This window comes from Lederbergia wuyishanensis, assembly GCF_022900255.1.
Taxonomy (GTDB): domain Bacteria; phylum Bacillota; class Bacilli; order Bacillales; family Bacillaceae_C; genus Lederbergia; species Lederbergia wuyishanensis.
Genome location: NZ_JALIRM010000009.1, coordinates 125,657 through 138,751, shown reverse-complemented (window position 1 = coordinate 138,751; position 13,095 = coordinate 125,657). Strand labels below are relative to the sequence as shown.

At 36.5% G+C, this 13,095-nt stretch carries 13 protein-coding genes; 4 read left to right on the top strand and 9 right to left on the bottom strand.

Annotation, left to right across the window (positions count from 1 at the left end; all coding sequences use genetic code 11):
* Positions 1 to 47 precede the first annotated feature (47 nt).
* On the top strand, positions 48 to 584 hold the full coding sequence (locus MT489_RS13120) for a YceI family protein (RefSeq protein ID WP_244682015.1): 537 nt from the start codon (positions 48 to 50) through the stop codon (positions 582 to 584).
* A 93-nt stretch (positions 585 to 677) separates the two neighbouring features.
* Here the strand turns inward: MT489_RS13120 and mscL are convergent, their stop codons facing one another.
* Positions 678 to 1,076 (bottom strand): large conductance mechanosensitive channel protein MscL, encoded by a 399-nt coding sequence (gene mscL, locus MT489_RS13115; RefSeq protein WP_244682014.1) that lies wholly within the window; start codon positions 1,074 to 1,076, stop codon positions 678 to 680.
* A 63-nt stretch (positions 1,077 to 1,139) separates the two neighbouring features.
* Positions 1,140 to 2,624, bottom strand: a complete 1,485-nt coding sequence (locus MT489_RS13110; protein WP_244682013.1) for a GGDEF domain-containing protein — start codon at positions 2,622 to 2,624, stop codon at positions 1,140 to 1,142.
* A gap of 89 nt (positions 2,625 to 2,713) precedes the next feature.
* Between MT489_RS13110 and MT489_RS13105 the strand changes: the two genes are divergently transcribed.
* Entirely contained in the window at positions 2,714 to 3,475 is a 762-nt protein-coding gene (locus MT489_RS13105; RefSeq protein WP_244682012.1) for a class I SAM-dependent methyltransferase, read from the top strand.
* Between the two features lie 523 nt (positions 3,476 to 3,998).
* Here MT489_RS13105 and MT489_RS13100 read toward each other — a convergent pair.
* From MT489_RS13100 to MT489_RS13085, 4 genes are read right to left on the bottom strand one after another with little or no spacing between them, the layout of a single operon-like run.
* A complete protein-coding gene (locus MT489_RS13100) occupies positions 3,999 to 4,601 on the bottom strand; it encodes a response regulator transcription factor (protein WP_244682011.1) in 603 nt (200 codons plus the stop codon).
* Positions 4,579 to 5,721 carry a sensor histidine kinase gene (locus MT489_RS13095; RefSeq protein ID WP_244682010.1) on the bottom strand — a complete coding sequence of 381 codons (1,143 nt, stop codon included), beginning with the start codon at positions 5,719 to 5,721 and terminating at the stop codon, positions 4,579 to 4,581. The genes MT489_RS13100 and MT489_RS13095 overlap by 23 nt, the downstream gene beginning before the upstream one ends.
* Before the next feature lie 3 nt (positions 5,722 to 5,724).
* Positions 5,725 to 6,462, bottom strand: coding sequence for an ABC transporter permease (locus MT489_RS13090; RefSeq protein ID WP_244682009.1), 738 nt, complete (start codon positions 6,460 to 6,462; stop codon positions 5,725 to 5,727).
* On the bottom strand, positions 6,463 to 7,365 hold the full coding sequence (locus MT489_RS13085; protein WP_244682008.1) for an ABC transporter ATP-binding protein: 903 nt from the start codon (positions 7,363 to 7,365) through the stop codon (positions 6,463 to 6,465).
* 149 nt (positions 7,366 to 7,514) lie between these two features.
* On the opposite strand from MT489_RS13085, the gene MT489_RS13080 reads away from it, so the two are divergent.
* Positions 7,515 to 8,174, top strand: coding sequence for a hypothetical protein (locus MT489_RS13080; RefSeq protein ID WP_244682007.1), 660 nt, complete (start codon positions 7,515 to 7,517; stop codon positions 8,172 to 8,174).
* A 10-nt stretch (positions 8,175 to 8,184) separates the two neighbouring features.
* On the top strand, positions 8,185 to 8,874 hold the full coding sequence (locus MT489_RS13075; protein WP_244682006.1) for a Crp/Fnr family transcriptional regulator: 690 nt from the start codon (positions 8,185 to 8,187) through the stop codon (positions 8,872 to 8,874).
* Positions 8,875 to 9,084: 210 nt separating this feature from the next.
* Here the strand turns inward: MT489_RS13075 and MT489_RS13070 are convergent, their stop codons facing one another.
* From MT489_RS13070 to MT489_RS13060, 3 genes are read right to left on the bottom strand one after another with little or no spacing between them, the layout of a single operon-like run.
* On the bottom strand, positions 9,085 to 10,179 hold the full coding sequence (locus MT489_RS13070; protein WP_244682005.1) for a GerAB/ArcD/ProY family transporter: 1,095 nt from the start codon (positions 10,177 to 10,179) through the stop codon (positions 9,085 to 9,087).
* Positions 10,176 to 11,375, bottom strand: a complete 1,200-nt coding sequence (locus tag MT489_RS13065) for a Ger(x)C family spore germination protein (RefSeq protein WP_244682004.1) — start codon at positions 11,373 to 11,375, stop codon at positions 10,176 to 10,178. Before MT489_RS13065 ends, MT489_RS13070 begins: the two co-directional genes overlap by 4 nt.
* Positions 11,376 to 11,378: 3 nt before the next feature.
* Positions 11,379 to 12,965, bottom strand: a complete 1,587-nt coding sequence (locus MT489_RS13060; RefSeq protein ID WP_370876397.1) for a spore germination protein — start codon at positions 12,963 to 12,965, stop codon at positions 11,379 to 11,381.
* Between the last annotated feature and the right edge of the window lie 130 nt (positions 12,966 to 13,095).

Sequence of the window (13,095 nt, the reverse complement as noted above, 5' to 3'; positions counted from 1 at the left end):
TTAGTTACTTACTTTTTGTAATAACAAAATAAGGAGGAAAAATAATAATGACAATTTCAAAATGGCTTCTAGATAATGCACATAGTAATGTTGACTTTTCTGTAAAACATATGATGGTTTCTAAAGTAAAAGGTTCTTTTAACGATTTTTCTGCGGACATCGTTGCAGATCCTACTGATTTAACAACTGGAAATATCAGTTTTACAATTGATGTTGCAAGCATTGATACACGTAATGAGGATCGCGATAATCACCTTCGTTCTGCTGACTTTTTTGAAGTTGAAAAATATCCAAACCTAACTTTTACTTCAACAAATATTGAGAAAAAAGGCGACGATGAATACGCGATAACAGGAGATGTTTCCTTGCATGGGGTTACAAAGCCTGAAACGTTTACTGTTACATTTGAAGGACTTGCGAAAGATCCAATGAGCGGTGCAGAAAAAGCTGGTTTTAGCGTAGAAGGTAAAATCAAGCGCAGTGATTATGGTTTAACTTGGAACGCAGCCCTTGAAACAGGCGGTGTTCTTGTCGGAGACGACATTAAAGTTACGATGGAAATTCAAGTATCTAGAGAAGCATAAAATAAAATATAATAAAACCAAGAGGAGAAAAACAGCTCGTTCTTTTCCTCTTGGTTTTTTGTTTATTCAATATTTATCCGAAAATGCAGTTATTTAATTCTCTGCTTTTTCTTGTTTTTGTTCCCTTAATAAATCTCGAATTTCTGCTAATAGCTCTATTTCCGGAGCAACCTCTGGTTCCTTCTCAATTACTTCTTCCTCTTTCTTCCTCTTTAAGCTATTCAATAATTTTACGAATATAAAGATTGAAAAGGCTATGATAAAAAAGTCAACAATACTTTGAATAAAAATTCCATATTTCACATCTACACCAGCAATAGGTATGGAGAGTTTTTCAAAACTTCTACCGCCTAGCAATACTCCGACGAGTGGCATAATAATATTCTCAACAAGCGAAGAAACGATTTTTCCGAAAGCCGTCCCGATGACAACGGCAACTGCCAAATCTAATACGTTACCTTTTATCGCAAACTTCTTAAATTCTTCCCACATTCTTAACAACTCCTAAAAACTATAATACAATTATTCTACATTTTAGTATTACATTATAAAAGGTTAAGTTTTTAACAATTCACGATAAATATGATATTGATTTTTCCCATTATTTTTTGACTGATACAATGCACTATCTGCTTTTGCATAAAGGGTATCTACATTATCCTTCTCATCTGCAAATGCTATCCCAATACTCATAGAAACATCAATGTTCTCTGGTAAGTCGTGAAAACGTTGTTCCATCAAGCTCAGCATTCCTGAGGCAATCATACTAATATCTTCTACTTTAATATTTGCAAAGATGACACCGAACTCGTCCCCGCCGATTCTTACTGCATGGTCGTTCTTGCTTAAAAAAGAAGCAATGGTTTCAGCAGTTATTTTAAGAATTCGATCGCCTTCTGTATGCCCCAAGCGATCATTTACAAGCTTGAAATTATCTAGATCAATCATCATTAATGCAGTGTTTACATTTTTCTTTTGCAATTGTTGACTGACTAAATCTTCGAAAGCTGCTCTATTTTTTAGTCCCGTCAAACTATCATGGAAAGCTAGGAACATTGGCCTGCCAATCCAACGTGCGATAAAAAGGGAAAGTAATATTGCCCCTAAAAAAATAACAAGCAGCTGCAAAACGAATTGTTTTTTGTTATCCAACAAAGCAAGCCTTAATGGAAAATCATTGTACACAATTTCAACGACTCTATCTGTTGAAACGCCTCTTTTTTCCGTTGCAATATAAGGAATATATCGATATGTGGCGTCTAGATTTTCCCATTTCCCCTTTACCTCAGTTGGCTTTCCGCTCTCAAGCGCCTTTCTAAAATGGGGCCATTTTTCCGATTCACGCTTTATGTCTCCCTCTTTCTCATTTCCACTCGCAATGAATTGATGCCCACCACGACTATAAATATTAATATTGTTTATAAAAGAATATTTTTTCTCTAGTCCATTTGCTAAATCAAGAAAATTAAAATGCTTAAATATCTCTCCATCTGATAACTCAACACCTAATTCGATGATATATTTCTTATCAGGTGTTGGAGCATAGCTAAACTTTTTTATTCCGCCATCTGATTGTTGGATGTCCATTCCGTCATCAGCGAATACACCTGCATTTCTTCTTGTATCTAGAATTTCCGATAACTTTTTGCAGCAAGATTGAAAATCAAGACCGATATCATCGGGGAAACTGCTGTATGTAATGACGTTTTTTTCATTTATTATGTATATATCCATTCCATAATACGTTTTAAGTGCATGGAAATCCCACTCATCAAAATTTGGATTTTTTTCATAAAGAGAAAGTAATTCGTCTGAGTTCTTCTTCATCTTTTGAGCTATATCTGCATCGAAAAACAAATAAGCTTTGTCAATTGTATGTAAGGATTCGATAATACTATCTTCAGTTGCACTTAGTCTGGAAGCATAATCTTCTATTAATCTGTTTTTCAATTTAACTTGATCAAAAAATGCTACAATAAAAGAGATAAAAATGGAAAAAACGATTATTATTAGAGTTAAATGTAATCTGAAATTTTTCAAGAAAAAAGCCCCTTTATAAAAATCGCAATCAGGACCATTATACTATGTCTCTAGTAGTCGTTGCTACTTATTATTAGGGAGGAATTATGTTGAAATATGATAAAAGTTTTGAGCAATTGATTGAAAGTCATAATCAACCTTTCTCAGGTTGGGACTTTTCATATGTTAGTAGCACTGGAAGAATAGATAGTGAGCCGCTTTCTTGGTCATATGGAAGCAAGGCAATGTCTCTTATAAAAAATTCTTCATCAATGTTGGATATGGGAACCGGTGGTGGCGAATATCTATCAATGCTGCGTCCTTTTCCACAAACAGTCTACGCTACGGAAGCATATAAACCAAATGTACCAATTGCTAAAAATCGGCTTGAGCCTTTAGGTGTAAAGGTTGTTGAAATTGAAGATGATAACCGACTACCATTTGAAGATAACTTTTTTGATTTAATTATCAATAAACATGAATCGTATTCAAATCATGAAATAAGAAGAATCATTAAGGACGATGGCACATTCCTTACTCAGCAAGTAGGCGGGTCAGATTGTCATGATATTAATGACGCGCTTGACTTACCATATAATGAGGAATTTATTAATTGGAATTTAGCAAATGCAGCATCAGACTTGGAGAACAATGGGTTTAAGATTTTAGAAAAGCATGAGGAATTTCCGATTCAAAGGTTTTTTGACGTTGGTGCACTAGTCTATTATTTAAAAGCCATACCTTGGCAAGCACCTGACTTTACTATTGAAAAAGAAAAACAGAAATTATATGAAATTCATCAATTGATCCAAGAAAAAGGTTACTTTGACGTAAAGCAGCATCGGTTTTTTATTAAGGCAAAAGCTATTTGAAACTCTCCTTAATGGGAACATTGGATACTTCAATTGGACAACCACAGCGATTTTCGCATGGGCACGGGCACTTTGAACGCTTCAATCGGACAACGTCACCGATTTTTGCATAGGCATGGGCACTTTGAACAGTTCAATCGGACAACGTCACCGATTTTTGCATAGGCATGGGCACTTTGAACAGTTCAATCGGACAACGTCACCGATTTACACATGGGCATGGGCACTTTGAACAGTTCAATCGGACAACGTCACCGATTTACACATGGGCATGGGCACTTTGAACAGTTCAATCGGACAACGTCACCGATTTTTGCATAGGCATGGGCACTTTGAACAGTTCAATCGGACAACGTCACCGATTTACACATGGGCATGGGCACTTTGAACAGTTCAATCGGACAACGTCACCGATTTACACATGGGCATGGGCACTTTGAACAGTTCAATTGGACAGCAATTGCGAAATTCAAATGGTCATAGGCACATAAAAGGGATGTTCCAAATTGATGGAACATCCCTTTTATATCCAGCCTTTTTCCTGGGCAACAGTAATTGCTTCTATTTTATTCTTTGAATCAAGTTTTTGTAGAATTTCAGACATATAATTTCGAACAGTTCCTTGGGATAAGAATAATATTGTGGATATTTCTTTTCCGGTTTTACCTTCAGCTGCTAATTTTAATATTTCTTGTTCGCGCTCTGTTAGGGGATTGTCTTCGTTGTATGAATTCATAATTAATTCGGGCGAATATTCCCTTTTTCCATCCATTACGTTTCGTATGGAACTCGCTAGTTCATCAATCGATCCGTCCTTTAACAAATAACCGTGAACACCGGCTTTCATGGCTTTTTCGAAATAGCCAGGACGTGCAAAGGTGGTCAATATAATGATCTTAGATGAAGAACCTAATTGTTTTAGCTCAGTCGCAACTTCAAGCCCACTTTTCAAGGGCATTTCGATATCCATCAAACAGATGTCTGGATTAAGCCCCATTATAAGCTTCAATGCTTCATTACCGTTTTCTGCTTGCCCCACCACTTCTAAGTCCTCTTCAAAATCTAGTAATGCTCCAAGCGCTCCCCTTAACATTCGTTGATCTTCAGCAATTACTATTCGTATCATTCTTGTCCTTCACCTCCGCTTGCTTTACTATAATCGGTACAGTTATCATGAGCTCAGTCCCTTTGTTGGAACTAATGTTAAGCGTTCCGTCAATTAATGCAAGTCGCTCATTCATTCCTTTTAATCCATTGCCACTTTGATGTTGTCCCAATAATCCTATCCCATCATCTTTTACAGCAATCGATAAAAAACCTTCCTTTTCAATGATTGATAGAGTACAATTTTTCGCCTGACTGTGCTTCACAATATTTGTTGCTGCTTCCTTAAGGCACATTCCAATAATATTTTGTTGCAACAACGGGATATGTGAAAAGTCTTGATTTTTCTCTACATGAAATGCAATTCCTGCGGTCGTAAAAATTTGTTCCATATCTGCAATTTCTTCTGCAATCGTAATCGACCGCATTTCGGACACAAGTTCTCTGACTTGGCGTAGAGCCGATCGAGAAGTTGATTCGATTTCCTTCGCTTCTTGTTTTGCCCTCTCAGGATCTTTCGAGGTCAATCTTTGTACGAGCTGACTTTGCAGTGTGATTAGTGATAGCGTATGTCCTAATGTATCATGCAAATCCCTAGCAATCCGGATTCTTTCTTCTCGTTTGATTAATTCCTTAATTTGTTGATTTGCCTGATCCAACTTTTTCTCTAATTCCATCTTTGTATTCATTGAACGGATTCCAAATGGAGAAGCTAGCATAACTAAGAGAAATGGGAAAAAATAATAAATATTAGATAATTGATGCTTCCAAGCAATCATAATAATTGATAGAGCAAGCATCCCTGTAAAAGTTGCAAGAGCCCATCTGAACTGCTTTTTATTCGAGAACCAGCCAACAAAATTCGCAGGAAAGAATCCCATAAATAAAGTATTGGGATTATACCAAATGCTCATGATAAAAATGATGATAAATTGTATAACTAGCCAATAAGATATTTTTTTCATTGGAATTAAAAAATATAGCTGTCTATATGAAACAAGGAAAAGCAGTATTAGCAAATATCCAATTACTGCTTTTACCCCTTTCTCTTGTAATACATAAATAAGCGGCAGAGCTAAATATATTAAAAACACGTATGGCAGAACGCCAAATCTTTTTGGAAAAACCTGAAACTCTCTCAATGATTACACCGCTTCCTGCTTTCTTCTTATATAAGTCGATAATACCATGAATACAAGAAGGTAAGCTGCTAGAATCGCGAAATTTTTCCATTCCGGAGAATGTCCACGGATAATTTCCCAAGCCCCATTTCCAAAATTATACGATGGGAGCCAACTTCCTACCCGTTGAACCATTTTCGGCAAAATATCCATTGGCATCCACATCCCTCCCGTTATGGCGAGGAGCATATAAATGAAATTACTTACTCCCGTTGCAGTATCAACTCGCTTCATTGTACCTACTAATGCGCCAAGCCCAAGAAATGGCAATGATCCCAGCAGAATCCATGCCCCACTCAAAAACCAAACATGAATTGGCAATGAAACACCATTAATCAATATCCCCGCAATAAAAATGACAATGATGGAAAAAAGATGTACAACAGTTTGCCCAATCATTTTGGCTAAAAAGTACACTGTACCAGAAAGAGGTGTCGTTTTTATAAAAGTAGTCCACCCTTCTTTACGTTCTTGCACAATCCGAATTCCCATCGTCATGATTGCACTTCCCATTACACTAAACGTCGTCATGGACATTAAATAATGGGCATCCCATACCTTTTTATCCGGCACCTGGATATTTACGATTTTTGTAAAAACAACATAAAATACGATTGGCATAAAAAGCGACCAAAAAATATAATACGGATTACGAAACATGCGCAATATTTCGGCTTTACATTGATGGATAATAACTTTCATTTATATGACCTCCTTATGTTCACTTGTCAATTGTTCAAACGCTTCTTCCAGTCGACCCTTTTCTACGCGAATATCCTTAACGTTTAGTTTCAGATCAAAAATTCTAGCCAGTACTAAATCAGTATCTTCCGTCATAATATAAATCCTTCCGTCTTTATCGTACATATCAGTTACAAAAGGATGTTCAAGGAACATTTTTCTCGGAATTACACCCTTCGTTATAAAAGAAACTGATTGCTTCGATAACTTTTTCTTAATTTCATCTGGCGTTCCATCAGCAATGATTGTTCCTTCTTTAAATAATAGAATTCGATTCGCTACATCATCTGCTTCTTGCAAATAATGCGTCGAGAAAATAATGGTTTTCCCTTGTTTGGCTAACTCCTTTACGGTTTCCCAAAATATTTTGCGTGCTGAAATATCCATTCCTACTGTCGGTTCATCAAAGAATAATATATCGGGATTTCCAGCAAGTGCGAGCGCAAAACCGACTCTTCTTTTTTGACCTCCTGAAAGCTTCTCCGTCCGCTTCTTCAAATCATCTTCATTCAATCCTGTAATTTGAATGAGATAATCCAATGAATATGGGTTTGGGTAATAATTTCGGATGAGAGAAATGATTTCTTTCACTTTTAAACCATCCATAATGCTTACTTCCTGGAGCATGACTCCAATTTTCTCACGAACATTTTTTGATTTAGCATCAACGCCAAATATTTTTACATCACCTTTCGTTGGACTCAACAAACCTAGCATCATCAACATTGTCGTTGTTTTGCCCGCTCCATTCGGTCCAAGAATTGCAACTATTTCCCCGCGATTTATTGTAAAAGTAACATCAGCAACTGCTTTCTTATCCTTAAACGATTTCGTCAATCCTTTAATGTCAATTACTCGTTCCATTTTAACCTCTCCTTCACGAATCTTTATTATCATTTTACAAACGATGGAGTTAGAACATCAGTAAGTATTGTCATGAAAATAAGATGACATTTGTCATATTATTGAAGTCCAAAAATGATATAATGAAAGAAAAGGCGTGGGTGATATAATTGTTCAAAGCCGTCACGTTTTATACAGATAAATTAAAGTCATTAAGGCGCTTTTATGGGAATGTTTTAGAACTAAATATAACAGAAGCACTTGATGATCGGTTCACTGTGCAAATCGGTCAATCAACTATTACTTTTATACAATCAGAACGAAAAGCATTTTATCATTTCGCCATCAACATACCGGGGAACCAGTTTTCTATGATGAAAGATTGGATTCAAAACAGACTTCCTTTGAACAGGGAAAATGGCCGAAGCGAAGTATATTTTCGAAGCTTTGATGCAGATTCAATGTATTTTGAAGATCCAGCAGGAAATGTGCTTGAATTGATTGGACGTAGAAAAAGAGACTTGTTCGGGGATTTATCAGTAGGTTCTTTCTTAAATATAAGTGAAGTCAGCATTACGACTTCCCATGTTGCAATTGTAGGAGAGGAAATACAAGATTTTGGCATTCCGTTGTTTGGAAGCTCAAATATCGTGCCCGATGAATTGAATTTTCTTGGAAAAGGAGATACTTTTATTGTTCTTGTCCCACCAGGTAGAAGATGGTACTTTTCCAAAAAAATTAGTGAAACACATCCACTAGAGATTACTTTTAATGATGGTCGTAAAATAAATATTAATTTAGATGGAGAAATCTCTATCCTTAATGAATAGGTGTGATGATATGAATGGAAAGAGCGAATCATCTAGTCTAGAAGGTCTTCTTGCACTTGTCCATAGTGAGATTGAATTGAAAAAAGATGCTTACTTATTTCAAGAAGGCGATCTTGCTGATGGAATATATTATATCCGCTCGGGAAAGATACGAATCGGGAAAGTTACCCCGGATGGACGTGAAATTGCGTTTCAGATTTTTAGCGAAGGTGATTTTATTTATGAAATCTCTTTATACTCCGACACTGCCTCCTATACCGTTCATGCACGGGCGATCGAAGACAGTACTTGCGCAAAAATCAAAAAGGATGATCTTGAGGAAAACCTTCTGCTTAAACCAAACCTAAATGTGGAGTTTATGAAAATGATGAGCCTTCATCATAAAAAAATGCAGTCAAAGTTTCGTGACCTCCTTTTACACGGAAAAAAGGGCGCATTATATTCAACATTAATTCGTTTGGCGAACAGTTATGGGGTTGAAAAAGAAGACGGAATTCTTGTTGATTTATCTATTACGAATCAAGAGCTTGCCAACTTTTGCGGCATGACACGAGAGGTCGTCAATCGCATGTTAAGCAGCTTGAAAAAAGATGGAAAGCTCTCGATGAAGGATGGAAAAATTCTCATACATGATTTGAATTATTTAAGGGAAGAAAATCATTGTGAAATTTGTCCTATTGAAATATGTAAAATCGATTAAAAGGGCAGACCTCGGAGGTCGCCTTTTTTTATTATACTCGCACCTAGCTTCTAAAAAATTATTTCCCTTGAATAACATAGACAAGTAAAGTAGGCAGTGCTCCGAGCAGACTAAAGGCAAGCAACTTCTTATATGAACGCTTCGGGACTAAGATAATACCGTGTTCTATTATATTTTCCAATCTTATATGTAAAATCTACTGTAATCTAGTCAAGCAGGAGACTTTTTTCTATTTCGTATCATTCCGACAATCCAGAGTAATAGTGGTATTCCTACCATATTGATAGGAAGTACGAAGTAAACTAAGTACGTTTTCATGTATCCAAAGGTATATGAGATAGATGGGACAAACTGGGCTAACATAAAATAAAAGATGACAACAATCCAAATCACTTTTTTCCAATCTTTTATTTTTAATAATTGAGCAGTACCATAGCAAGATAAAAAGAAATATACCGACAACTTAATAAATACACTTAGAATCCAAACCAACATTCCAATAATATCAAGATTTTGTATGAAATCCATGACCGAGAGATAACTGACTAGATCAAAGGCAGGATGACGTAAATCACCAGATATTTCCGGTCCAAAAACGAGGAGTACACATACTGCAACTATGCTTACAATAATGGCTGCACATACAAGCCCCGAAATGGCACTTTTCATTGCATTTTCTGGCTTATCCATAAAAGAGACAAGCATTAACATCATCACAGCAGATTCACCAAGAAAAGAGAGTGGCGTTAATGCCCCTTTCCAAATGGAGATTAGCCCAGTGTCAACAAAAATTGGAAGTAGATTTGTTATATCAAATTCTTTAATTGTAAAAGAAGTCAATATGACTACTGAAAATATGATAATGGGACCAAAAACCTCGGCGCACCGTCCAATTCCTTCAATTCCACCGATAAAAGTTACATATACCAGCAAAAAAAGCATCGTAATAAAAAAGACCCAAGATGGCGTTTTAGGAAGTAGCATTGAAATCGTAAAATCGGTGAATTCCCTTAATATGTTTCCCGCCACCGCATACCATTGGACAAAATAAAAAAGTGTCATAACTGTTCCTAGCCACTTGCCTAAAATAAGTTTACTATACTGTATTAATGTATGCTTTTGATAAAGCAAAGCAGTTTTTACGGCAATATACATAATCAGGACACCCAATACACTAGCAATTAGATAAGAAATCCATATATCTTGATTTGCTTCTTTCATGACAGGACCAACCGTTAGCAAAATGATATTTCCTGTTTCAAACGTAAATATTAGCCAGAATATTTGCAAACCAGAAAGTTTCATCGTTTACTCTCACTTTCCTTATTTATAACAGATGGTCCTTCACTACCGATACGCTTAATTTTAATGTTTGCTTCTACTGAAATATTCGTGGTCGGAAATATTTGATCCCATTTATTTTTTAATGATTTCCATTTAATTGGATCCTTTCTATGAATGACTTCTCCAAAACCAAAAATATCCATACCATATTCTCTTTGAACTTTTTTTATTGTCTGTTCAACTTGATCTTGTATCTCTTTTTCAAATTTCTTTTCTAGTAAACGATTGTACTTTTTTTCTTTCAAATTGTAAGCGTAATTACTTTCCAGGACTTGCCCTTCCCCTTCCAAATTGACAATAAAACGAATTTGATTAACTTTGCTATAATTGGGCTTAATATTGCACTTGATCTTAGTCAAATTAATACTGGCATTCCCCTTCTTTTCGGATATGGTGATTGTCCTTTTTTTTAGAATCCCCATAATCCAAAGTAAATCTCTATTCTCTTCGTTATTTAGATAGCCTAACATTTTTAAGTTTCGATCAAATACACTTACACCTGCTAAACGTACCAACTTTTGGTTAGGTGAATCCTTTTGGCCGCCGGATTTTCCTTCTATCGAATCGCTCATTTCAATTGTGGGAATAGATGGACGAAATCCCTTTTTATTTGCAGCAATAAGAAAATTTAAGTAAGCGGTATCACCTCTTCCGCCATTTTCCCTATGTTCTTTTAACGCAGCTGATGCAGGGATTCTTTCTAGCGGATTCGATAGAGTGAGTATTTCTTTTGCCGTCCCCCCTTTTACAACAAAAAGATCGGCCCTAAGGCTAACTTCTGGGGTTCTCTGATTTACATCCATTTTTTTCCTTACTCCATGCTTAGCAAATTTTTCCCCAAAGAAGATGACACGCCGTTGTCCTAAAAATGCCTCCCTCGGAAGTTTTGTTTGTAAGTTTTGCTGAGCATCCAGCACATTTTTACCTTTGGCAGAGATTGTAAAGAAACTTGGTGTCGTTCCACCACCACCTTGTTGCATTTGTAAGTTCCCAGGAATGATAATTTGACCGCTGATTTCAACTTCTCCATCTTCAGCAAGGTCCCATCCTGTCGAAAGCCAAATTGCCCTGTCATTCAATTCTTTGCGATCCCAACAGCCGGATAAAAAAAGGAAGCTAATAAGTAAAACCATACAGATTGCGGACATTTTTTTCATGGCTCACTCCTCCTTTTTTTGGGGTGTCGGCTTTTGCCCTGAAGGAATGCGGGGTTTTTTTCGAAAAAATGTAAACCGTGGTCCATACTGGTTAGCCCATCTTGGTCCCCTTATAAGTACATCCATTAAATCACTTGGAATTTGCGGTGCCACAGGAGTAAAGTAAGGGACTCCGAATGAACGCAGGTTCACAACATGAATGTTTACGATAATAAAGCCAATTACGATGCCGTACAAACCAAACATCCCCGCTAAAATCAACATCGGAAACCTTATTAGCCGCAGCGCTGTTCCTAAGTTGTACCTTGGGATACAAAAGGAAGCAATCCCCGTTGCTGCCACAACTATTACAGTCGGAGCAGATACAATCCCAGCTTGAACTGCTGCTTGGCCAATAACAAGTGCTCCAACGATACTAACAGCTGAACCAACTGCTTTTGGCAGGCGAATCCCCGCCTCTCTAAGTCCCTCAAAAACTAATTCCATCATCAGTGCCTCAATGATAGTAGGGAACGGAACGTTTTCACGTGCGGCTGCAATACTTATTAAAAGAGTAGTTGGAATTAGTTTTGGATGATAGGTGGTTAACGCAACATAAATGGATGGTAAATACATTGCAATATTGAACATAAAATATCGAATAAGGCGAATAAAAGAAGTATAGATAAATCGTTCATAATAATCTTCAACTGCCTGCAATCCACTCCAAAAGGTCATTGGGACGATAAGCGCAAATGGAGTATTATCGACCATAATGGCTACTTTCCCTTCTAAGAGATTAGCCGTTACAATATCAGGTCTCTCTGAATTTTCTACCTGCGGGAAAGGACTATATGGTGCATCCTCAATAAATTCTTCAATATACTCCGATTCAAGGATTCCATCAATTTCAATACGTTTCAGCCTTTTCCGGACCTCTTGCAAAAGTGATTCAGAAACAATTCCTTCAATGTAAGCAATGACGACATCCGTTTGCGAAAGCTTGCCAATGGTTAGTGCCTCTAGTTTTAGGTTCGTACTACGGATTCTTTTTCGCAATAAAGACGTATTGACTCTTAACGTCTCGGTAAACCCATCTTTTGGACCACGAATGGTGACCTCAGTCGAAGGTTCCTCAACACTCCTTTGTTCCGACCCTTTCATATCAGCAATTAATGCTTTTGCTTCATTTTCGACCAAAATACCTAGTTCACCTTTTAAAATACTGTCTACCAGTTTAGAGAATTCAGTAGCAGTTTTTACTTGAGTGGAGGGCAAAAGCTGTTGTTCAACAATTTCTCTAAACTTCCCTTCCATACTTGAATCATTCAGAAGACCATTTACCATCAATGGTTTTAATAATACTATGTCGAGTGTTTTTGTATCAGTTAACCCTTCTATATAGAACAAAATGATTTTTGTTTCATTGTTAATAGCAATTGGACGAGTCACAAAATCTGAACAATTACTAAAAAAATCTTTCAAGATTTGCTCATTTGTGTATAAATCAGTACTTAACTGTTTATTTGGAATATCAGAAAGTAACGATACCGTTTTGTTCTTTTTAAATTTTAGTCTTCGTATTGGGGACTTTGACATAAAAAATACCATTTCCTTCGCCCTTTATAAGTTACTGGTTATTATTCCAGTTGGTGGATGTATTATTCGGCGAATACAAGTAAAGCAAGGGAGCACATGTAAAAGAATAATGCTGAAAGTACATATTATTTTTATTTTTTGT